Origin of the sequence: Brevundimonas sp., from assembly GCF_036676055.1 — a bacterium.
Lineage (GTDB): Bacteria > Pseudomonadota > Alphaproteobacteria > Caulobacterales > Caulobacteraceae > Brevundimonas.
The window spans coordinates 1-22,394 of the sequence record NZ_JAKFDS010000047.1 but is presented as its reverse complement, the minus strand read 5'-3'; the positions used below and the strand labels follow the sequence as shown (position 1 = coordinate 22,394).

14 protein-coding genes and 1 tRNA gene are annotated in these 22,394 nt (G+C 67.1%); 6 read left to right on the top strand and 9 right to left on the bottom strand.

Translation table 11 applies throughout. The features are described from left to right. Window positions 1-100: 100 nt before the first annotated feature. Window positions 101-751, bottom strand: coding sequence for a peptide-methionine (S)-S-oxide reductase MsrA (gene msrA, locus V6M45_RS07715; RefSeq protein WP_332655215.1), 651 nt, complete (start codon window positions 749-751; stop codon window positions 101-103). Between the two features lie 143 nt (window positions 752-894). Between msrA and V6M45_RS07710 the strand changes: the two genes are divergently transcribed. Beyond that, a tRNA-Ser gene (locus tag V6M45_RS07710) sits at window positions 895-984 on the top strand. A 438-nt stretch (window positions 985-1,422) separates the two neighbouring features. On the opposite strand, the gene V6M45_RS07705 is transcribed toward V6M45_RS07710, so the two are convergent. The 3 genes from V6M45_RS07705 to V6M45_RS07695 all read right to left on the bottom strand — a co-directional run bounded on the left by V6M45_RS07705 (window position 1,423) and on the right by V6M45_RS07695 (window position 5,467). Continuing rightward, complete coding sequence (locus V6M45_RS07705; protein ID WP_332655214.1) at window positions 1,423-4,431, bottom strand: TonB-dependent receptor; 3,009 nt, start codon at window positions 4,429-4,431, stop codon at window positions 1,423-1,425. Between the two features lie 282 nt (window positions 4,432-4,713). Further along, complete coding sequence (locus V6M45_RS07700; protein WP_332655212.1) at window positions 4,714-5,244, bottom strand: MarR family winged helix-turn-helix transcriptional regulator; 531 nt, start codon at window positions 5,242-5,244, stop codon at window positions 4,714-4,716. After that, on the bottom strand, window positions 5,225-5,467 hold the full coding sequence (locus V6M45_RS07695; protein WP_332655210.1) for a hypothetical protein: 243 nt from the start codon (window positions 5,465-5,467) through the stop codon (window positions 5,225-5,227). Before V6M45_RS07695 ends, V6M45_RS07700 begins: the two co-directional genes overlap by 20 nt. Before the next feature lie 401 nt (window positions 5,468-5,868). On the opposite strand from V6M45_RS07695, the gene V6M45_RS07690 reads away from it, so the two are divergent. From V6M45_RS07690 to V6M45_RS07675, 4 genes are all read left to right on the top strand, one after another. Further along, window positions 5,869-6,312 carry a hypothetical protein gene (locus V6M45_RS07690; protein ID WP_332655206.1) on the top strand — a complete coding sequence of 148 codons (444 nt, stop codon included), beginning with the start codon at window positions 5,869-5,871 and terminating at the stop codon, window positions 6,310-6,312. A 101-nt stretch (window positions 6,313-6,413) separates the two neighbouring features. Continuing rightward, the gene (locus tag V6M45_RS07685) at window positions 6,414-6,878 is read left to right on the top strand and encodes a DUF3617 domain-containing protein (protein ID WP_332655204.1); all 465 of its coding nucleotides are present in this window, start codon (window positions 6,414-6,416) and stop codon (window positions 6,876-6,878) included. A 67-nt stretch (window positions 6,879-6,945) separates the two neighbouring features. Next, complete coding sequence (locus V6M45_RS07680) at window positions 6,946-7,611, top strand: hypothetical protein (RefSeq protein WP_332655202.1); 666 nt, start codon at window positions 6,946-6,948, stop codon at window positions 7,609-7,611. Between the two features lie 118 nt (window positions 7,612-7,729). Continuing rightward, complete coding sequence (locus tag V6M45_RS07675; protein WP_332655200.1) at window positions 7,730-8,629, top strand: DUF4440 domain-containing protein; 900 nt, start codon at window positions 7,730-7,732, stop codon at window positions 8,627-8,629. 28 nt (window positions 8,630-8,657) lie between these two features. Here the strand turns inward: V6M45_RS07675 and V6M45_RS07670 are convergent, their stop codons facing one another. The 3 genes from V6M45_RS07670 to V6M45_RS07660 form a co-directional block, all read right to left on the bottom strand. Further along, window positions 8,658-9,458, bottom strand: a complete 801-nt coding sequence (locus V6M45_RS07670; protein WP_332655198.1) for a LytR/AlgR family response regulator transcription factor — start codon at window positions 9,456-9,458, stop codon at window positions 8,658-8,660. Beyond that, complete coding sequence (locus V6M45_RS07665; RefSeq protein WP_332655197.1) at window positions 9,455-10,513, bottom strand: sensor histidine kinase; 1,059 nt, start codon at window positions 10,511-10,513, stop codon at window positions 9,455-9,457. Before V6M45_RS07665 ends, V6M45_RS07670 begins: the two co-directional genes overlap by 4 nt. 185 nt (window positions 10,514-10,698) lie before the next feature. Further along, a complete protein-coding gene (locus V6M45_RS07660) occupies window positions 10,699-11,481 on the bottom strand; it encodes a response regulator transcription factor (protein WP_332655196.1) in 783 nt (260 codons plus the stop codon). A 300-nt stretch (window positions 11,482-11,781) separates the two neighbouring features. Here V6M45_RS07660 and V6M45_RS07655 point away from each other — a divergent pair, with 300 nt between their 5' ends. Beyond that, the gene (locus tag V6M45_RS07655) at window positions 11,782-12,831 is read left to right on the top strand and encodes a sensor histidine kinase (protein ID WP_332655195.1); all 1,050 of its coding nucleotides are present in this window, start codon (window positions 11,782-11,784) and stop codon (window positions 12,829-12,831) included. A 441-nt stretch (window positions 12,832-13,272) separates the two neighbouring features. On the opposite strand, the gene V6M45_RS07650 is transcribed toward V6M45_RS07655, so the two are convergent. Both V6M45_RS07650 and V6M45_RS07645 read right to left on the bottom strand, forming a co-directional pair. After that, window positions 13,273-20,691: an autotransporter domain-containing protein gene (locus tag V6M45_RS07650; RefSeq protein WP_332655194.1), complete on the bottom strand. Its 7,419-nt coding sequence runs from the start codon at window positions 20,689-20,691 to the stop codon at window positions 13,273-13,275. A gap of 66 nt (window positions 20,692-20,757) precedes the next feature. Beyond that, a complete protein-coding gene (locus tag V6M45_RS07645; RefSeq protein ID WP_332655193.1) occupies window positions 20,758-22,038 on the bottom strand; it encodes a DUF418 domain-containing protein in 1,281 nt (426 codons plus the stop codon). Window positions 22,039-22,394: the final 356 nt, after the last annotated feature.

Sequence of the window (22,394 nt, the reverse complement as noted above, 5' to 3'; positions counted from 1 at the left end):
GAGCGACTCCTAGCGCCCCGGACGGCGATGATCATCCCTCTTCGTCGAACACCGATCGCATTCGATCAGGCGGCGACAGGGCCCCTCGTCCCGTCCCTGCTCAGGCGTCCACCCCCACGCCGATCGGGCAGGTCACGCCGGTGCCGCCGATGCCGCAATAGCCGCCGGGGTTCTTGGCCAGATAGGCCTGGTGGTAGTCCTCGGCGAAGTAGAACGGCCCGGCGGGGGCGATCTCGGTGGTGATGCCGCCCTGCCCCGCCTTCGACAATGCCGCCTGGTAGGCGTCGCGCGAGGCCTCCGCCTCGGCCTTCTGGGCGTCGTTCAGGTAGTAGAGGGCCGAACGGTAGGTGGTGCCGAGGTCGTTGCCCTGGCGCATGCCCTGGGTGGGATCGTGGTTCTCCCAGAAGGTCTTCAGCAGTTCGGCGTAGCTGATCTCGTGCGGATTGAAGACCACCTGCACCACCTCGGCGTGGCCGGTCAGGCCGGTGCAGGTCTCCTCATAGGTCGGATTGGGCGTATAGCCGCCCGAATAGCCGGCGGCGGTGACCCAGACGCCCGGCAGTTGCCAGAACACCCGCTCCACGCCCCAGAAACAGCCCATGCCGAAGATTGCGGTCTCGAACCCTTCCGGATGGGGGCCCTTCAGCGGCCGGCCGGTGACGTAGTGGACCTCGTCGGTGCGCACCGGGTCGGGACGTCCGGGCAGGGCCGCCTCGCGGGTCGGCATCTCGTGGGATTTCTTCATCAGCATGGCGCGCACTCCGGTCGAACGTTCGAGGCCCTATATGGGATGTTCGGCGGCGCTTGCCGAGGGGGGCGGCTTGTTCTATCAGCCTGCCTCCGCCGGAAAGACCAATCCGGCGACACGCTGGCCTTCGGGCGAGGTCGTGGAACGGACAGGTGGCGGAGTGGTCGATCGCGCACGCTTGGAAAGCGTGTGTAGGTGAAAGCCTACCGAGGGTTCGAATCCCTCTCTGTCCGCCACACCTAATCACTTGAATATATTCAACCAATTTGGCTCATCACGCACCATCCGGCTACGTCTCCAGCGGGCTGGGACGGCTGTGATCGCCCGACGTGGCGGGCGTTTGCAGGCCGCGGGCCCCGCGAACCGGGACGGCGATGACGTGGTGCGCGCCATCCGCTGCCGAACAGCAAGGCCGACTATCGCAACGGTTCTGTCCGTAAACGCTCTTCCCGGAGATCGGAGACTCGCTGTCGTCGGCTGATGGAGCGGCCAGACGCCTCGAAACGGCCGGGGCCCGGAGCGCAGGGGTCAATCAAGGTTCCCGGCGCCCGGCGCCCTTGATCGCCGCCCAATCCGACGGGCCTGAAAAGAAAGGGCGGCGGACCCGAAGATCCGCCGCCCCGCGCCGCCGCTTTCGCGCCGGCCCTGATCTATCCGATACGAACTTCCCGGATCTAGAAGGAGTAACGCACGCCCAGATAGGCACGGCGCGGCTCGACCCAGTCGTTGGCCTCCCGGAACCCGTAGGTCCCGTCACCAGCGATGAGCTTCTGAACGTCAATCGGAGACTGTTTGTCCAGGACGTTGAAGACATCCAGGAACAGTTCGGTTTCTCCGATCGGCATGTCGACGACGTATTTGAAGCGCATGTCCAGCGTGTAGTACGACGGAGTCTGCGAGCCGCCGACGAAGCCCGGCTGCAGCCAGCGAGTGGTGGCGCCGCCATACTCGTACGCCGTGGACACGCGCGGCGCGAAGTAGCGGCCGCTGACCTGGGTGGCCGGCGTATAGAGGGCGCCGCTGTTCCAGTTGAACACGGCGCTCATTTCCAGGCCGAAGTCGAACTCGTAGGAGCCGTAGGCCTTGAACTGATGCGGAATATTGCCCGCCTGTTTGCCGTAGACGTTGGGCGCGCGCGGGTCGAGCCAAAGCACGTCGCCCTGGTAGTCCGCGTTCGAGTCGGAGTTGGTGTTACCCTCGGCCTGGTTGAACGTATAGGAGATCTGGCCGAACCAGTTGTCCGTCTTGTACTTGGTCAGCGTCAGCTCAAGACCGGTGTAGTTGCGCTCTCCGCCCGGCAGAGTGGCGAGGACGTAGTTCGAATTCGGCGCCGACGAATAGCCGAAGTACGACAGCGGCAGGTAGAACAGCGAGTTCGGGCCGGCGACGCCGGGGCCGGAAGCGTTCGGATCGGAGTAAACGCTCAGATCGAAGTCTTCCAGGATGTTCCGCGTCGCACGGTGAGCCACCGATGCCGTGAAGCCGATGCTCGATCCGAAGGTCGTCGAATAGCCCAGCATGTATTCGTCGGTGTAGGGCGTCTTCGTCGACGGCGCGAACAGGGCGTCCGGGGTCGTGGCGCCGCCGCGGGTGCGGAAGGTGACCCACTGGCCGGCGATATTGATCTGCTCCTCATCGACCGGGCCGGTCAGGGCGCCGGCGAAATCAGACATGTTGTTGCGGATCGGGTCGTAGTAGCGACCGACGAAGCCGAACACCTTGCTGCGGCCATCGCCGACCAGATCATAGACCACGCTCAGGCGCGGCGCGATTTCCCAGTCAAACGTGGCGGTCTTCGAGCCATCCGAAGCGAAATGCTCCCACTTCTCGGCCCGGAGCCCGGCGTTCACCGTCAGCTGATCCATCGTCCAGGTATCCTGGATATAGAACGACTGGCCTTCGCTGGTGACTTCATAGGGGGCCGCGACGGTGCGCTGGGAGCGGTAGGCGTTGATGTTGCCGTAGGGGCTGCCGGCCGAGTTCGTAAAGGCGATGGCGTTGACTTCAGCCGCGCTGACCGTGCCGTCGTTGTTCGTGTCGACGGCGGCGCGGGCCGTCGCGTTGGCCGGAAGCGCCAGCGCGGTCTGGATACGGGCGATGTCGTCGCTCACGAACGGGCTGTTGGTCCAGTGGGCGCCGTCATCCGTAAACTGGGCGAAGGTCGTACCGGCGTAGGCGGTCGCCAGCGACTGATAGGTCACGCCGCCCGGAACGGTGCTGTCTTCCCCGTACACATTGCTCGTGGAGGCGTAGCCCGCTTTCAGCGTATGGGTGCCGAAGCTGGTGTCGAGGTAGTATTCGGCGCTGAGGCCGAACTCCTCGCGGTCTTTTTGCCGCGCGATGTCGGAACCGAAGCCGCCCCGGAACCGCTGCGCGACCGTTGCATTCGCGGCCGGCAGGAACGCCACAGTGTCCCGAATGCTCTGGTCGGACGAGATGTCCGTCAGTTCGCCCTCGTGGCGGAACCAGTAGGCGTTGACCAGGAGGTCGCCCCAGGTGCGCGTGTAGTCGATCTTGAAGTTGTCGCCGCCCTGGACCCGGGCCCTGTCCCGGTTGTTCGGCACGGTGGAGAGGTTCGAGCCGCTGATCTCGGTCGGGTCGGAGAAATAGCTGGCTGACAGGCGGTCGTTGTCCGTGATCTGCCAGGTGAGTTTCCCGAAAGCGTACTCGGCGTCATTGGTCACCGTCCGCAGCGCCGCGCCGGAGGTGCCGTCCAACACCTCGTCCTCGCGCGATCGCTTCTGGTACGAGGAGAAGAACCAGAGGCGGTCGCGGATGATCGGCCCGCCAAAGGTGAAGGCCGTGTCGTAGGTGGAGAATCCGCCCGAGGAGTCGTGCCGGTCCTCAGCCACCAGATCGTCGTTCTGGAGGTAGTAGTTGAGCGACCCGTGCCAGTCGTTTGAACCCGACTTGGTGATGACTCGCGAGATCAGGCCCGAACCGCCCGCGTACTCGGCCGGCACGCCGCCGACGATGACCTGCTGTTCCTGAATGATCTCGGAGTTGAAGTTCGAGCCGAAGGTGCCGGTCTCGGGATCGGTGACGTCCACGCCATCCAGATAGTAGGCGTTGTCGGTCGATTGACCCGTGACCCCGCCGATGTCCGAATAGTTGACGCCCGAACGCGACGAGGGGTTGCCTGTGCTCGACGGCTTCACGCCTGGAACGAGTTGCAGATAGCTCTGGTAGTTGCGGCCCGTCGGCAGCGCATCCATGGTTTCAAGGGTCAGCACGGTGCTGACCGTTGCGGAGGTGACATCCACGGCGGCGAGCGAGCGGCCCGTGACGATCACGTCACCGACGTCCGTCGCGGCCGAGTTCGCGCCGCTGACGAGGACATAGCCGAGGCTCAGGTCGCGACCGCTGACGACCGCGACGTTGGTGGCGCTGTAGTCGTCATAGCCCGCAGCCGTCACGCGGATGGTGTAGTTCGTGGCGGGGTCCAGACCGCCCAGACGGACACGCCCTTCCGCGTCGGTCACCCCGATCCTCGACACCAGGCTGTCCGGCGAGTTGACGGTCACGGTCGCGCCGGCCAGCGGCTGGCCATCGTCTCCGGTGACGGCGACGCGCAGATTGCCCGTCTGGCTCTGGGCCAGGGCGCTGGTCGGAGCCAGCAGGGCCGCGGCCGGGACCGCAGCCATGGCCAGCAGAGCCGCGCCGCTGACGATAGTGGACGCCATGAGCCGCCCACGGATAGAATTCTTTCTCAAGATGACCTCCAGCAAAGGGACAATCGCCAGATTCAGCCCGGCAATCCCAGATGTCGTGCGGAGTCGCACGCCCTATGCGAAGGGAACAACTTGAAAACGATATGTCGAGCCCGAACGATACAGGATTAAACACAAGTTCTGGTCCGTGTTTACATTGACACGGATAAAATCTTTTCAATCTTGCAAGTAATTATCTGATCGGAGACCCACTGAACTCTGACGCCGATGGGCGCCCATGCCTCTTCGTAGCCCTTAGCTCCCGGCCGTCAGTGAGCAGGCCAGTTGATCCGACCGCTCCACCGCGCCGACCGATCCGCACGTCACATCTCGCGTGCCTGGACCGGCGAACGCCGCGCCGCTTGACCGCGACTCCAGCTCTGACGAGCCGGGACGGGAATCCGGCCCGACAAGCCGCACTCGCGCAGGATCTCCGATCATGACATCGATGGCCTGGCACAACGCCCGCCCTCGCGCGGTCAGGAACACATACCGTGAGCGATTGTCGTTTGGCGCCCGGGCCAGCGTCAGCAATCCGCGCGCCGGGGGCAAGGCGCCCGGCATGTCAGCCGGCGCCAGCCGCCGGACGGTGCGCGATGCGGTCGCTTCGGTGAAACGACAGACTCTGGCGACGCTCGACACGGACAGGCCCTCATGCTCGCAGACCGCGAGCAAGGTGATCAACTCGGTGAAGGTGAAGTCGTCGAACGCCTCGTCGAGAAGACTGACAATCGCGGCGAGGGCGTTTCTCGAGGCGCCGAACCTGCTACCGGACATAGCGGGCACGCACGATCTCGAAATTCGCGCCCAACTGCGGAGGCGGCGCCGCGCGCGGCTTCAGTCTCGGTCGCCGCGCCGTGATGTTCATCCGGGCGGACCCGTGCCTGGCTTGCAACTCGGCCAGGACGGCGTTGAGCTCCCGCCGATGGGCCTCGATCACATAGGCGTCGGCGGCGTCGATCTCGATCGTGATCACCGCCTTGATCTTGAACGGGTTGGCTTTCAACAACTGAGCTCCGTCTCGGACGTCCGCGCCGAAACACGACACGCAATTTGCTCGATCATCGCCGGGCGGCGGTTGGGCCAGCCGCCCGGCGACACCCTCGGGACGACGCCCCCTGACTGAACCCGGGGACGGCGGCCCTTCGCCCGGAAAGGGGGGACCTGTAAGGGCGACGGCCGCGCCACAGAACACGGACGGTCAATCAGTGGGAGACATTGCGACAAACAGGATTGAAGCCGCGACGAGCCCGCACGGCTGCGACGAAACCGGCCCTGGAATCGACGACGGCGTCCCGCACGGGCGGACCGCCGCCTCGTCGCGGACATGCGCCCGTTGGTCGCATTCCGATGGAACGTATGGATCGCGCCCCACACGCTCGGATCGCAACCCTGAAGAGAGAGGCTCCCATGCAAATCCGTCTGCTTGTCAGCGCCGCCCTGGCGGCCAGCCTTGTCGCGGGCCCGCTTCAGGCCCAGTCGGCGGAGCCTTATGAAGTCGTCCGCATGAACGACGGCGCGATGACGTGCGAAGCGCTGGTCGGCGCCATCAACACCCTGTCGCAGGAAGTACGGCAACAGGCGGCGAACGCCGAGCGCGCCCAACGCAACCGTCAGACCGCCGGGGCCGTCGGCCGCGGACTGCTCGGCGGTCTCGCCCGGGGCGCATCCTTGTTCGGCGGCGGCAACGGCGGCAACGAAGCGGCTGTCGTCGGTGCGCTCGCGGGCATGGCCAGTGAGGCCGCGGCGGCCGGAAACGCCGCGCCGGCCCAGCCGCCGGCCGCCGCGGCGCCGACGCCGCAGGCCGAGCGCCTGGCCCACCTGAACGACCTCTTCCGGAACCGGTCCTGCTGACGCGAACCGTAGTTCGGTCGCGGCGCGACCCGGAACCTTTCCCGCCTCTCCTCTTCCCGCCGCGGCCGCGACGCCCCGGTTTCACCTCCCCCGGAGCTTCCATGCGGCTAGCAGTCATTGGCGCGGCGGCGCTCATCCTGACGTCCTGCTCGGATGGGGGGCCCGGTAAGGGCAGTGCGGCCGGCCTGGCCCCGTCCGCAGCAGGCTCGCAGGTGTTGGCCGCGGCGGATCTGCCTCGCATCAAACCCGGCGAATGGGAGGTCCGCACCACCGAGGACGGCGGAGCGGTCGACGTCGTCCGTCAATGCGTCGAGGCCGACGAGGCCGAAATCCTGCCGACCGGGTCCGACGACTGCCCCGCGAAGATCAGCAAGGCGGGGGGCGTCTACACCGTCGAATCCACCTGCCCCTCCGAGGGCTATGTCAGCCATACAAGGATGACGATGCGCGGCGACTTCCAACGGCGTTACGCCGGTGAATTGGACCTCGTCGTCTCGGCCGCGGGCGCCGAGGTGTCTCGTTACAAGCAACGCATGGAAGCCCGCTTCATCGGACCGTGCTCGTAAGAGGGACGCTCTCCCCTCGCCGTTTGCCGTCGTCCACCGACGGCGTTTGAAGCGCCGGAGGCGTCTGATGACCCTGATGAGAAAAACGGCTGCGGTTCTCCTGACGGCCTTCTGCCTTATCGGCCCGCCCGCCTCGGCGCAGTCCGCCCTGCCCGGCTTCGGCTCCGACGAAGGCTCCCCTGTGGGCGCCCCGTTCAGCCTGCCGGCGGGGCTGGAGATCGCCGGACCGCTGGTCGGCGCCGACGACGACGGCAATTGCCCGAGACCCTACACTGAAGACGTCGGCAGCGGCCTTTGGGTTCGCGCCTGCCTGCCGGTGCGCAACCGCACGGGCGGCCCCGTAAGCGTGACCTTCCCTCCGGGTCTGGTGATCGTCGCCGCCGCCGAGGGCTTCCAGAACGGACTTCTGGTGGAGCGTGTCGTGCTCACGGTTCCCCCCACCGGTTCCGGACCGGGCCGGCTGCGCGACAGGGAGGAGGCCCCCGATACGGTCTACCTGCCGCTCCACTTCTATTGCATCAACAGCGCCAAATCCGGCTCGACGCCCGGTACGGATTACCGGATTGGCCCGGTCACGAGTCCCGGCGCCCTGGCCGAGGTGTTCCGCCTGATGGAAGGCAAGGACATCCGGGGCGACGGCGAGCGGGTCGAGGTGGTCCAGGAGGTCATCTACGACACCATCCGGCAGGGTGTGCTGACGCAGGAAAACCGCGAGGCCCTCGAGGCGCTGTAGTCGGGTCCGGCGCCGCTGCGGAGCCCGGAGTCCGACTCCGGAGGGCTCCGACGAATCTTCGTCGCACCGTGCTGGACGGAGACGGGGCCGGTGGCCACGGTCCACGACGGAGACAGCCATGACCCTATCCCCGATGATCCTGACCTGCCTGTTCCTTGTCCCTGCCCCGATCCCGGCGCAGGCGCAGACGCCGGACGCAGCGGCCGTGGTCGCGGCCGAGCGCGCGTTCGCCGCGGACCGGCCCGGGCTCGGGATTACGGGCAGTTTCACAAAGTGGTCGACGCCCGACGCCATCGTGATCGGCGGCGGCGAGGTCCGGAGGGTGCGGGACGCCTATCCGCCCGAAGCGCCCCGGCCTGCCGACGAGCCCGCCCTGGGATGGTGGCCCAACTTCGCCGGCATCGCCCGGTCGGGCGATCTCGGCTTCACGACCGGTCCGATGGCTCTGGATGACCGGCGCACCGGGCACTACTTCACGATCTGGCGGCGGCAGCCCGACGGCGGCTGGAAGTGGATCTACGATGGCGGCTCGAGCGCCAGCGCGGCCGGGGCTCCCGGGCCCGAGAGCGAGCCGGTGCTGCTGACGACCTCCGACGCCGGCTCGGTCTCGCCGCAAGCCGCCCTGGCGGAAGTTGCGGCTGTCGAGGCGGAGCTCGCGCGTCAGGCCGCGACGGACCAGCAGGCCGCGCACCTTGCGGTGATGGCGGACGCGGGCCGTCTCTATGTCGGTCAACGCCCGCCGGCGATCGGTCGGGAATCCTTCGCCGCGGCCCTCTCCGCCTGGCCGGCCGCCTTTCAGTTTGGACCGGCGCAAGGCGGCGCAGCGTCGGAGGCCGGCGACATGGCCTGGACCTATGGCGCGGCGGCCTGGAGTCGGGACGGGCAGCCCCGCACCGGCCACTACGTCCGCCTGTGGCAAAAGCAGGCCATCGGCTGGAGGCTGGTGATGGCGAACCTGATTCCCGCCCCTCCGCCCCCCGCCGCGACGAGCCCGGCGCCTCAACCGTCCCCGTCCTGAACGTGACCGTGCAGGACCGCGGCGGGTATCAGCGATGTCCGCGGGCGTTCAGCGCGCTCAACACGCTCTGGGAATAGTTGGGTCCGACCGTCACCACCTGCCCATCTGAAAGCACCACGGCGATCTGGCCCTTGCCCAGCCGCTGGATGCCTGTCACCGCGGCGGGGTTGACGAAGGCGGAGCGGTGCACGCGCAGCGCCTGCGCCGGGTCGAGCCGCTCCTGCATCCGGCCCATGGTCTCGCGGAGAATGAGGCTCCGGGCGGCGGTGTGCAGGATGACATAGTCGCGCGCGGCTTCGATCCAGATGATCGAGGCGGTGGCGACCCGAACGGCGCCATGCAGGCTGGGAACCCACAACTCGCTTTCGAACTGGGGCGCCGCGTCGCTTCGGGTCCGCGTGTCCGCGCGCAGGGCGTCGACCACGCTCTCAAGCTCCTCGATACGCGCCCCGGAGTCGCGCGCGGCGCGGCGACGGCGCGCGCGTTCGACGGCGACCCGCAGCCGCTCGAAGCGGATCGGCTTCAGCAGATAGTCCGCGGCCTCAACCTCGAAGGCGCTGGGCGCGAACTGCTCATAGGCCGTGACGAAAATGACTTCCGGCGCGTCGTTTCCGCTCAGCGACCTGGCGACTTCCAGACCATCGCGAAGCGGCATCTTCACATCGAGGATCACCACATCGGGGCGCAACGAGTCGATCCGCTCGACCGCTTCCTCCCCGTTCTGGGCGAGGCCGACGATCACGGTCTCCGGGATGTCCCTGAAGCCGACCTCCAGCCGGGCCAACGCCAGAGGCTCATCATCGACCAGCAGGACGCGTAGCGGATTCATTGGACGCCTTCTCTGTTGCGGTCATCGCGTTTCAGCGGCAGGCGGGCGATCGCGGTGAACCCGCCGGCGTCCGAGGTTCCCTCGATCCCCGCCTGCCCGCCATAAACAACGGTGAGCCGACTGCGCACCGCCGTGAGATCCAGAGGCGGCGGCGAGGATGGCCCGCTGCCGTCAGCGGCCTGCGCCCGGATCGTGACGACCAGCCTGTCCACGCCCTCGCTCGACGCCTGCAGTCGGATGGTCGCCCTTCGTTGCGGCGGGCTGACAGCATGCGCCACGGCCTGTTCCGCCAGCGGCTGAAGGATGAAGGTGGGCACCCTGGCCTCGTGGAGGCCTTCGTCACTCACGACCTCCGCGTTCAGCTGGCCGTCGTAGCGCAGGCTTTCGATGTCCAGGTAGGCGCTCACCGCCGAGAGCTCCGAAGCCAAAGGCACGAGTTCGGCCTCTTCCGGACCAAGTGACGCCCGCAGGAAATCCGACAGGCGCGTCAGCATTCGCTCTGCATCGGCGTTGCGGTTGACGAGGATCAGACTGGAGATCGCGTTCAACGTATTGAACATGAAGTGGGGGCTGAGCTGGAGGCGGAGGGTCGTCAACCGCGCGTGATTGGCGGCCGCTCTGGCCTCGGCCGTTGCGACCTCCTGCCGGCGCATCTTCATGTTGAAGCGGCTCAACACGCCGAGAGCGGTGACCCCCGCGTGCACCCACAACAGGATGATGAAATTCATCAGGACGTAGTAGTGCATGGGGGCAGGCGTCGCCCGTCCCTCTTCATTGACGAACATCGTGCCCTGGGCGTCCGGGCGGAACCACGACAGCAGGATGTCGTGCACCGCCGTGTCGATCACCGAATGGATCAGGGCCACGACGACCACGGACGCCACGATGAGAACGAGACGAGGCGCCTGCCCGGTGCAGCGGTCGGCGACCCGCACCACCACCAGGAGAATCGGGGTCAGAAGGATGCCGGCCAGGGCCACGAGCCCCATGGCCAGCCACGACCAGGCCGGCGCGGGTTGCGGCGCGGCGAATGTGGGAGCCATGAAGACGGGCACGGCGACGGCCCAGACGCCGACCGCGATGAGCAGGGCCTGCTTGATATCGGGCTCACGGAAAGCCTTCGGTGCTCGCATGCCGATCGCAACCCGCCACAGAAATGGTCCTTTTAGAGATCGCGTGCGGGGACGCGATCCTCCTTGTCGCGTCAGGGACCGGATTTGTCGCATAGGGCGCGCAAAAGTCAGGCGCGCGCAACCGGCGTATCGAGGATGTAACCCAGGCCGTGAACCGTGCGTATGAGGTCGCGCCCGGCCTCGGCTCGGAGGCGACGACGGAGCCGCGAGACACGAACCGCCGCATTTCTGGGGTCGAGCCACCCGTCGCCCTTGCAGGCCGCGCGGATATCGTCAGGCGATAGCACGCGCTCCGGATTGCTCAGGAACAGATAAAGCAGGTCGTATTCAGAGCGGGGCAACGACACGCGCGTTCCGTCGAGGCGGCGTAGATCGCCTGTCACCAGGTCCAGTCGAAAATTGGAGAAACGCAGTCCTTTCGACCCGGGGGACGGCGCGTTCGAAAATCCGCCGCGGCGGGCCAGGGCCCGCATTCGCGCGACCAACTCCCGATCCCCGCAGCGTGGGGAGACGCAGTCGTCGGCGCCGAGCTCAAGCGCCAGCACCCGATCGACCTCATCGTCCGTGTCAGTGATCACCAGGACGGCGCCCGCGCGCAATGAGGCCAACCGGAGACAGGCGCCGAAGTCGATCGGGCCGTCCAGGCCGCCGTCGAGAACGATCAGGTCCGCGGAGCGGTGAGAGAGCAAGTCCTCCGCCGATGCGGCGTCGTTGACCCGAACAACTTCAAACCCGCCGTCGCGCGCGATCCTCTCCGCTGCCGCCGTCCCCGATGGCTTGCCGACAAACACCGCGACGGCCTGGGCGCCTCCGGCGGCGGCCGCCCTGGGTCCACCGGGTCGCCGGACCGGCGGCGGCGGCGGCGGGGCAAGATCCAGGCTGACGAACATATCCTCGGGTCCTGCGGCCGGGCCATCCGGCCTGTGCGGCGGCCGGGCGACGACCCCTAGGGTCACGGCCAGGCGCGGAACACCCCTGGTGAGACGTGGACGGACATGGCCGCGATGGAAGCGGCCCGGGCGCTGCGAATGCCGCCATGGATGCGACAAAGGGGGCCGGGAGCGGCTTTTGGCCAGTTGAGTTCGGCGGCCTCCTGGGGAAGACTCGGCGCCTTCCGGACGACGTCGTCCGCCTGGCGAGTCCCCTGAATGGTTCCCCTGCACTCTCGCCCCCCCGCAGGGGTCTCGGCCTTGCTCCTTTCGCCCCGGTGGAGCTCGATCAGCCTGGCTTTGATGCTATGGGGCCTGGCGCTGGTCGGCCATCTGCTGTTCACCCTGTCGCTGCACACGGACGCCGAGCTTTTGCTGTTCCCCTTCATCTGGACAGTGCACGGCCTGCTCCTGACCTGGCCCCTGCACGAACTCATCCGCCGCACCGAGGGGATGAAGGGGCCGGGACGTTGGCTGTTGGCCGGCCTCGCGGTGATTGTGCTCGCGGGACTTCAGGCGCTGTTGGACGCACGAATATCCGGCTGGGTGGTTCAATACCTGATGCCTCCCGGTGTGGGAGCCGCGATGGTGGTCCGTACGCCCCAGGGCGTCGTCGACGCGGGACTCCGGATCAGCCTGTTGATCTATTTCTGGGTGTTCGGCTGCTACGCCATGGCCGACAGCCTTCTGCTGTCGCAACGACGACTGATCGAAGCGCAGAATTCGGCCCAGCGCGCCGAACTGGCGGCCTTGCGGTTGCAGCTGCATCCGCACTTCCTGTTCAACGCCCTCAATTCGGTGTCGGCGCTGATCGTCACCAACCGCCTCAAGGAAGCCGACGCCACGGCGATGAGTCTGGCGACCTTCCTCCGCGCCTCGCTTCTCGCCAACCAGTCGGCAATGGTCACCCTGGCGGACGAGACCGAGGCGTTGCAGGCCTATCTGGAAGTGGAACGCATCCGTTTCGGGGACCGCCTTGTCGTCGAGATGGACATCCCCCAGGACCTCCACGAGGCGCCGATCCTGGCTTTCCTGCTGCAGCCGCTGGTGGAGAACGCCATCAAACATGCGGTCGCCCCCGCGGCCCGGCGGGTGCACATCCGCGTCGTCGCTCAGCGGTTGGAAGACCGCATAAATCTCTCCGTGAGTGACGACGGCCCAGGCGACCCTTCGCTCGCGGCCGGCACCGGAACCGGGCTGCGCAACATACGCGAGCGTCTGGCGGCGACGTACGGCCCCGCGGGGTCCTTGACGACACAGGTCGGGCCGGAGGGCTTTACGGCGACCCTCACCTTTCCGATCAAGAGCTGAGCTCCGGCAGGGTTGCGTTGCCGCGGTGTCCGGCTCCTGTTCGACAGGACTCCGTTCCGCGATGAGCGCGGAGAGGACGCCACAAGTCAGGGGGCGGTCAGGAAACCGAACGTCGGCGATCCTGACCATCCGTTCAGGACCGCGGCCAGTTCGTGCCTCCCCTCACACTGTGGAGCCCCGGGTGAACAGGCCAGTGACGTTCTCGGCGAGGCTGTGCAACCCGCTTTTCAACGGCGCCGCCGGTGTCGTCTACATCCTGCTTGGGCTTCAGTCGCTGGCTGAGGTGTTTCTCGCAATTGCTCCGAAAGTCGCGTCCTCGCGAGATGGATCACCCGGACTCGCAGAACTGACGCCGAAGCGAGGCAGACCGACCCGGACCCCGGGCCGGCCAACTTCGGGTGGCCACCGTGTCTGATGGCGTCCCAGGGCGTCGCGTCAGCCTCAGAAAGCGATCCTGAAGCTGCCGCTGACGGCATGGTCCTCACCTTCGGTTCCGAGGACGCCGTCATAGGCCACGCCCATGGTCATGTTCGGCGACAGCCGCCACTCCGCCTCGAGGTCAACCACCGCGGCGCGATCGGACTGCGCGGCCCCGAGCACCGTGAAGGTCGAGCCGCCGTCGAAAGCGTGCCGGCCGTCCGGATTCAGATCGCCCGACGTTTCCTGCCATCCGGCCGAACCGCGCAGGGCGAAGGCCCCGACCTGACGGGTCCCGAACCGAAGGCCCAGGGTCGAGATGGTGAGTTCGTCCGTATTCGCCTCGCCCGACAGGGCGGCCGATCCGGATGTCTCCGTGAAGGCGTCCGTCTCCGCCCGGATATTCGTCAGGCTGGCGAACGGCTCGAGGTAGCCGCTCTGCAGCGCGATGCGATAGCCGGCGTCGACGAAGCCCTGCAGCACCGAGCCGTCGTAGCGCGCCTCGGGCGAGGCGCTGAGGCCGGGGAAGGCGATCTGGCGTTCGGTGTGGGTCGAGGTTTCCGCATAGCCGACCCCGGCGCGCAGGCCCCAGTGTCCGACACGGCCTCCGACATAGGCCAGGGCCTGGGCCGTCTGGATCCGGCCGGTGCTGTGGCGATCGTTGATGTTGAGATCAGTGTTGAACCGACCCGCGGCGACGCCGACGGTGAACCGGTCGCCCAGCATCCGGTCGACGCCGAACAGGGCGCCCCCGGTGTCGCGCTCCGCCCTGGCGGCGTTCAGGTCCGCATCGGAGACGCGCTCCTCGATGAACCCACGCCCCCACACGGACCCGGTTCGCCCGTCATCGGCCAATCGGTCCAGCACCGCATTGCGCGGCAGGCGGCTGTTGTCGGCCATGGCCCGGCGGGCCACGGGGTGGACCTCGCCGGACAGCTGATCGAAGGCGTCGATCGCCGCCGCGTCATTCGGGAGCCGCAGCAGCGCCCCCCGCACGGCGTTGTCGTCCGCCAGGCTGTCCGCGCCCGCCGCGGTCGCCTTCTGGTTCGGCGTGACCCCGGCGGCCGCCAGGGGCCGCAACTGGGCGATCTCGATGAAGGCGGTGGTGTCGGTATAGATGTCGCGCAGGCCGAGGAAGGCCGTCAGGAGCTGGTCCTCCATCTCGAACCGGCCCGTCAGGCCGCCATCGGCCTGGGCGACCACATAGCGGAAGTTCAGGACCAGCGGCTCGACCACATTCACGACCAGGCGGCTGCCCTCCTGGATGTCGAGGGTTCCGGCGGTCGCGAAGGCATCGGAGCCGTTCACGCCGCCGAGGTCGATCTCCAGCACCGAGCCGTTGGCGAACACGGTGTCCGCCGAGGTCATCACGACATCGCCGCCGCCGCCATCGGACAGGTTGATGCGGCCGCTGTTCCGGAACGACTCCAGGCCACGCCACAGCGTCTGCTCGAGCACGTCAGCGTCGGAACCAGCCAAGATCAACCCGCCGGACGCATTAGTCAGCAGGTCGCCCCTGCCGATGAAGACGCTTTCACCGCCGATGTTGTTCCACGATCCCTGGTTGAGGAATCTGTTGTCATCACCTCGCAGGGTCACCCCGCCCACCAGGATTCCGGCGTTGGTCAGATTGATGTTTGCACCCACAGCCAAGATCGCGTCGTCCGCCGACGCTCCCGAACGGTTGCGAATGACGCCGTCGTTAAAGATGCCAACGGTTCCGGCGGAAGAGGCATCGATCGCAAGGTCCCCGCCTTCGACCGTGCCGCGGGCGTGGATGAAGGTTGAGCCTGAGCCGGTTCCGAAATTGACGGTCGCGATGCCCTCAGTCGCACCTGTGACATTAAAGGCGTCAACGACGATGTCGCCGGTGTCGTCCGATAGGGCGAGGATCCCGAAGACCTCCGTACCTACAACGTCGCCGTTGGCGGTGACGGTGAGCCGGCCGGCGCCATCGACGCTGGCGGCGATGCCCGATTCGCCCGACACGTCCGCCACCGTCAGGTCGACCGGGCCGTTTGCCGAAACAACGAGGCCTCGACCGTTGGTCGCGCGAATGTCGCCCGACAGATTGACGGTCGTGGAGCCGCCGCCTCTATTCTGAATTGCCGCCCCTTCGCCGTTCTGGCCGACGATCGCTCCGGCGCCCGTCACGGAGACGTCGCCGGAACCGCCGATCCCGCCCAGCAGGAAGAGACCGTTGCTCGCCCCGGTGACGGTGTCGCTCAGGATGGCGCTCACAGAGCCATCACCGAACACCCGCAGACCTTCACCGATCGTCCCCGTGAGCTTGCCGTTGGCGGTGATTGCAACCGCCCCCCGACCGTTGTCGATGTCGATACCGACCGTGCCCGAGACATTGCCGGCGGTCAGGTTCATCGTGGCGTCAGTGTCGTGTCCCGCGATCAGGCGAGCGATACCGATGCCCGCGCCCCCGACGGAACTGACGTCGCCGGCCCGGATCGTGATGTCTCCGCTCCCCCCGAGGGCGGATATGCCGCGCCCGTTGGTCACCGCGATCGGACCCGCCGCCGTTACTGTAATCGAGCCCGAACCGAAATTCTCGGCGTCGATCCCGTCACGTGCCGTGATCGATCCATTTGTGGTGACGTTTACGTTGCCCGTCGCCGTGGTCTGGCTGATCCCGGCGATCAGTGCGGTTGCGCCCGCCTTCAGGTCGCCGTTCGCCGTCACCGTAACGTCGGCGTTGTCCGCATTGGTGATAGCGACAATGCCCTGATGCCTGCTGCCCGTGGTGACCGCACCCGTCGTGATGTCGATGTTTCCGCCGGCGCCGTTGTCCCTGACGACAACACCGCTGCCACCAGTCGCGCTGATCGGCCCCGAGACGTTGAACAGGACGGAGCCCGTACCCCGATTGAAGATCTCGACCGCCGCGCCGTCGAGGCTGACAAAGCCGCCGGCGCCGGTCACCGAGATGTCGCCGGTCCCCAAGATCCCACCTTGCAGTGCAAGGCCGGTCACGCCGGTCACGATATCAGCGGCGGTCACCGTCACCGCGCCATTGCCTGACACCAGGATGCCCGATCCTTCGGCGCTGTCGATCTTGCCATTGGCGTGGACTGTGATCGCCCCCGTGCCCAGTGCCGCGTGACCGGCGAAAATGCCAGTCGCGTCGGAGGTCACGTTGCCCGCGGTCACGGTGATGTCGCCACCGCTCGATTGAGCGCTGATTCCGACACCCCCGTCCGCCGTAATCGGGGCCGTCGCGGTCACGCTGATCGCGCCCGAGCCAAGATTCCGGACGTCGATCCCGTTGGCCGCGTTGATCTCACCGCTCGTGGTCACAGTGATGTCGCCGGTCGCGGAATTCTGGAGAGCGGCGAACACGCCCGAATCGTTTGCGTTCAGGATGCCATTGGCGACCACGGTGATGTCGCCGCTGGCAGAACCCGACACGATGTCGATAGCGGAATTCTCGGCTGTCACCGCGCCGGTCGTGACGCTGATATCCCCGCCAACGGCGGTTTCGCGCACGACCACGCCGCTGCCGCCGTTCGCGATGATCTGCCCCGAGACGTCGAACACGACATCGCCATCCCCCAGGTTGAGAATGGTGGCCGCGTCGTCGTTCTCGCTGGTGAAACCGCCGCCGCCGGTCACGGAGATGTCGCCCGCGCCCTGCAGGCCGCCGTTGATCAGCAGGCCCGTCCGGCCAGAGACGTTGCCGGCGACCGCGACGTTCACGGCGTCATTGCCGATCGCCAGGATGCCGACTCCGATCCCGCCATTGACCGTCCCGTTGGCGTTGATGGTGATCGCCGCGCCGCCCGCGCCGCCGTTCTGCTGACGGGCGACAATGCCGTCTTCAGCCGCCGCGATGTCGCCCGCAGTCACTGCGATGGCGCCGTCGATCGTCTCCGCGAAAATCCCCGTGCCCGCGGCCGCGCTGATCGGTCCGGCCGCGTCCACCGTGACCGAACCGGACCCCAGGTTAATGGCGATTATCCCGGCCTGGCTATCGATCGCACCCGCCGTGGTGACACGGATATCGCCCGTAGCCGTAGTAGCGGGGGAGGAGACAGCCAGGACGCCCGCGCCGCCGCCGGTCAGAGCGCCGTTGGCCGTCACAACGACATCCCCGGTCTCCGAGGCGGAGCGGACGTCGATAACGTTGGACTCGACACCGGTCACGCTCACGTCGCCCGTGGTGACGTTGACGTTCCCGCCGATCGCGCCGTTGCGAACCAGCACGCCGGCGCCGCCATTCGCGACGATCGGTCCCGAGACATCGAACACGACATCGCCGGAGCCGAGGTTTTCGATCAATACCGCATCGTCGTTCAGGCCCTCGATACCGCCGGCCCCGGTCACGGAGATGTCGCCCGCGCCCTGCGCGCCGCCACTGATCAGCATGCCGGATGCGCCCGTGACGTTCCTGGCGAGCGTGACATTCACGGCGTCATTGCCGATCGCCACGATGCCGAACCCGTCCCCGCCGTTGACCGTCCCGGTGGCGTTGACGGTGATCGCCGCGCCGCCCGAACCGCCAGTGGTCTGCTGGGCGACTATGCCGTCTACGGCCGCCGAGACGTCGCCCGCGGTCACCGCAATGGCGCCATCGACCGCCAGCGCGACAATGCCCACACCCGAGGCCGCGTTGATCGGACCGGCCGCGGCCACCGTGACCGAACCGGAGCCTGAGTTATTGGCGAAGATCCCGGCCTGGCTATTGATCGCCCCCGCCGTGGTGACGCGGACATCCCCCGTGCCCGCAGACGAGTCGATGGAGGCCAGCACGCCGGTGCTGCCGCCTGTCACCGCGCCGTTGGCCGTTACATTGACATCCGCCGTCTCCGAGTCGGTGCGGACATCGATGGCCTTGAAGATAAGGACAGGGGCGGTCACGCTCACGTCGCCAGTAGTGACGCTGATGTTCCCGCCGATCGCGGTATCACGAACCAGCACACCGTTGCCGCCATTCGCAACAATCGGTCCCGAGACGTCGAATACGACATCGCCGGAGCCGAAGTTCTCGATGAAGGCCGCATCGCCGTCGACGCTCTCAAGACCGCCCGCGCCTGTCACGGAAATGTCGCCCACCCCGCCCGCGCCGCCACTGATCAGCAGTGCGGATTCGCCGGTTACGTTCTGGGCGAACGTGACGTTCACGGCGTCATTGCCGATCGCCACGATGCCGATTCCGTCCAGGCCGGCGATCGTCCCGGTGGCGTTGATCGTTCCGGTGGCGTTGACCGTGATCGCGGCGCCGCCCGTGCCGCCGCCGTCCTGACGGGCGATGATGCCGTCTCCGATCGCCGTGATGTCGCCCGCGGTCACCGCGATGGCGCCTTTGTGCGCCAGCGCGACAATCCCCGCGCTGGAAGCGGCGCTGATCGGGCCCGCCGCGTTCACCGTGACCGAGCCGGAGCCTGCGTTGCTGGCGAAGATCCCGGCCTGGCTATCGATCGCCCCCGCCGTGGCGACACGAATATCTCCGGCGCCCGAAGCGTTTTCGATGGAGGCCAGCACGCCGGCGCTGCCGCCGGTCAGCGCGCCGTTGGCCGTCACAACGACATCCCCGGTCTCCGAGGCGGAGCGGACGTCGATAACGTTGAACTCGATGCCGGTCACGCTCACGTCACCCGTGGTGACATTGATGTCCCCGCCGGTCGTGTCATTGCGAACCAGCACGCCGGCGCCGCCATTCGCGATGATCGGCCCCGAGACGTCGAACAGGACATTGCCCGAGCCGAGGTTGTTGACGGTGGCCGCATTGCCGTTCAGGGCGACGAAGCCGCCAGGGCCTGTGACCGAGATGTCGCCCGAGCCGAGCTGGCCGCCGCGGACCACGAGGCCCGCCCCGCCGGTTACAGTCTCGGCGACCGTCACATTCACGGCGTCATTGCCATGCGCCAGAATACCGGCCCCGGTATCGCCGTTGATCGTCCCGTTGGCGTTGATGGTGATCGCCCCGCCGCCCACGCCGGTGTCATCCTGACGGGCGTCTATGCCCCCGACGGCGTTGATATCGCCCGCGGTCACCGTGATGGCGCCGCCGCTCGTTCTCACGACGATGCCCTCGCCCAAGGAGGCATTGATCGGGCCGGCCGCGTCCACCGTGACCGAGCCCGAACCCAGGTTGGCTGCGAAGATGCCTCGCCCGCTGTCGATCAAGGCCTTTGTGGTGACGCTGACGTCTCCAGTCGCCGCGGCGGAGTTGATAGCCGCCGACACTCCCTGGCCGCCGCCAATCACCTCGCCATCAACCGTCGCCGTGACGTCTCCCGTCTCCGAGATGGAGAAGATGGCGAGACCGGTGAAGAGGTCCCCGACGGTCACGTCGCCGGTCGTAACGTTGATGTCGCCGCTGTCGGTGACGTTTCTGATGAGAACGCCGGCGCCATTGTTTGCGGTGATCGGACCCGAAACGTCGAGCCGGATATCGCCCGCGCCAAAGTTGTCGACGAATACCCCTTCGCCATCCAGGCCGACGATTTCGCCCTTCCCGATGACGGAGATGTCACCGGAGCCGCCGAATCCGCCGCGTATAGTCAGGCCCGATGCGCCGGTCACCGTATCGGCGATCCTCAGGTCCACGCCGCCATTGGACTCCACCCGGATGCCCGATTCGGAATTCCCCGTGTCCGTGCCCGCGCCCGTGACCTTGCCCGTGACATTGAGGGAGGTTGATCCCGTGCCCGCGTGACTGACAAAAATACCGCTGTCCGTCACTGCGGACACGTCTCCGGCGATATCGAGATCGATCGTACCGGCGCCTGACATAAGCACGCCGAGGCCGGCGCCAATGCCGGCGTTGACGATGTCGCCGCCGCCCGAATAGGTGAGCAAGCCTCCCGGCGCCCTCAGGTCCAGGGCCGACGTCCCACCCGCCGTCGGCGCGTTTCCAGCGTCCACACGAATGAGGCCTTCATTGACGACATCGATTGCTGCGGCGATCGTGGCTCCGAAGGCGAGGCCATGCCCGCCAATCGTGGTTCCGTTCGTGATGGTGGCGGTGTGCAGGGGCCCGCCCGTCAGTTCATAGAAGCGATCGGCGCCCGGAGCGCCGGCGAATTTCGTGTTGGTCGTGTCGGTCGAGACCTGGCACAGGACGTCGGTTCCGACCACGCATTGCGCCAGGGCTTCATCCGGCGCGAGAAGGCTTGCGCCGACGGCGGCCAAGCCGATAACCGACAACAACGCGATCCGGCTCGTCTGCTGACAGAGGCCACGCCGCAGGGTGGGCTGGGGAATTTGTTCGCGGGCCGGAGCGGAAAGACCAGCGGCGTACTCAACACGAAACATAAACCGACCCCTTGTTGTGGCTTCAATCGCGCGACTTCGGATGGCGTCGCCGCGGCCTCGGACGTCCGGGTATGTCGAGGGCGCGCTCCGGTCGGCGGTATTGCCGAACAGAGGGGGGCAGTTGTCTGATAATTGCAGTGCAGTTGGGCGTGCCCGGACAGCTGTTCGGCGCATACTTCGTCCGCCCGGCTCCGGTCAGGCCGACCTCACGCCATCAGCCCGCGCATCCGGAGGGCGGGGTTAAACCGGCGTTGGGGACGTGACCCGGAGGGGTTGGGGCCGGCCATAGGCGACGCTCCGGAGCAGCCATTCCGCCGGGCCGATGGCGAATCGCCGCAGATACAGGACGCTGAACACGGCCTGGATCACCCACACGGCCACGCACACGCCCCACAACGCGATCCAGCTGAGGCGATCCCACATGCCGAATCCGTAGAAGAACACGGCGGCCAGAGCGGACTGTCCCAGGTAGTTGGTCAGGCCAAGGCGACCGATGGCCTTCAGGGCGCCGCTCGTCCAGGCCAGCGCCCCTGCCTTCCAGAGCAGAAGGATCACGCCAAGATGGCCGATCGTCATGGCCAGCCGGTCGATCTGATAGGTAGACCAGATGATCCAGACGTCCGGCGCAAAGCCGCTGTTCCACCAGGTCACGACCTGCCAGATGTTGAGGGGCAGCCCGATCGCGTACCCGCCCGCCGCCATCAGGGCGTAGACCCGCCAGGACCGCTCGCCGCCTGTGACGCCCAGTTTGAAAAGGGCCATGCCCACCAGCATGAAAGCAGCGCTCTCCGCGACGACATCAACGAGGTAGCCGCCCGTGGTCGTGGTCCACCAGCCCCAGCTCCACCCCAGCACCGACAGCCAGCCGCCGGTCCGTTGCTCTCGCGCCTTTTTCGCGCGGGGCGACTCCCGGGCCAGGCGTTCGACCGCCGCGGTCCAGGTCCCGGCTTTTTCCTGCTCTTCCGCAGTCAGGACGCGGCCGGCGGCCCGGGCGTCCACAAGCGCGTGGGCCTGCCGAAGTTCCAGGGCCGGGGGACGGAGATCGGCGACGCTCTTGGCCGACAAGGCAAGGATAATAACGCCCGCGATAATGAGCAGCCTGAGTGGCCTCGCATTGCGGAACACGAACAGGAAGAGGCCGGTCAGGCCATAGCTGAAGAGAACGTCGCCCGGGAACAGGAAGACGACCACATTGACCACGCCCAGCGCCATCAGCATCAGGCAGCGGCGGAAGTAGACATCGGGCGAGGTGCCCTCCTTCCGTGAGGTCAGAAGCAGGATCCCCGCGCCGAACAGGAGGGTGAACAGCCCCCGCATCGTCCCTTCGATGCCCACCGACTGGATGAACCAGATCGTCCAGTCCGGCGACCCGCGCACGGCCGGCAGGGGGGGCAACACACGGCTGTCGCCCATGAACATGATGTTCATCAGCAGGATGCCGCAGAGGGCGAATCCGCGCAGCAGATCAAGAGTCTCCAGCCGCTGCTGCGCCGTGACCGGGGCCAATACAGGATCTGTCATGCCATGTTCCGCTGCACCATGCCCGAGCCGGCCACCCTATCCGCGCGGGACCGTATTCAGCGTCCGGATGCGCGGGTTCATGACTCTGATCGACCGGTGATCGCTCCAGACAGGCGATCCGGCCCGCCGTCCATCGCAACCGGCTCCATGGCAAAGCGCACTCCGGCAGCGATGAAAATCAGATCGAGCACGGTGGAACGAGACCGGGGTCCGACCTGACGTATGAGATTATGCGCACAATGGCGCGCTCGGCCGGGCGGCCTGATCTACGCCCTGCCGCTCCGATAACGACATCGGCCGAGGCCGGGGGGATTTATGGACACGACCAAACGCGGCGGGATCCCGCTCTATCTGTG

Coding starts and splice junctions, on each gene's coding strand:
- msrA (WP_332655215.1), bottom strand. CDS start 751: ATGCTGATGAAGAAATCCCACGAGATGCCGACCCGCGAGGCGGCCCTG.
- V6M45_RS07705 (WP_332655214.1), bottom strand. CDS start 4,431: ATGGCGTCCACTATCGTCAGCGGCGCGGCTCTGCTGGCCATGGCTGCG.
- V6M45_RS07690 (WP_332655206.1), top strand. CDS start 5,869: ATGCAAATCCGTCTGCTTGTCAGCGCCGCCCTGGCGGCCAGCCTTGTC.
- V6M45_RS07685 (WP_332655204.1), top strand. CDS start 6,414: ATGCGGCTAGCAGTCATTGGCGCGGCGGCGCTCATCCTGACGTCCTGC.
- V6M45_RS07680 (WP_332655202.1), top strand. CDS start 6,946: ATGACCCTGATGAGAAAAACGGCTGCGGTTCTCCTGACGGCCTTCTGC.
- V6M45_RS07675 (WP_332655200.1), top strand. CDS start 7,730: ATGACCCTATCCCCGATGATCCTGACCTGCCTGTTCCTTGTCCCTGCC.
- V6M45_RS07670 (WP_332655198.1), bottom strand. CDS start 9,458: ATGAATCCGCTACGCGTCCTGCTGGTCGATGATGAGCCTCTGGCGTTG.
- V6M45_RS07660 (WP_332655196.1), bottom strand. CDS start 11,481: ATGTTCGTCAGCCTGGATCTTGCCCCGCCGCCGCCGCCGCCGGTCCGG.
- V6M45_RS07650 (WP_332655194.1), bottom strand. CDS start 20,691: ATGCGCCGAACAGCTGTCCGGGCACGCCCAACTGCACTGCAATTATCA.
- V6M45_RS07645 (WP_332655193.1), bottom strand. CDS start 22,038: ATGACAGATCCTGTATTGGCCCCGGTCACGGCGCAGCAGCGGCTGGAG.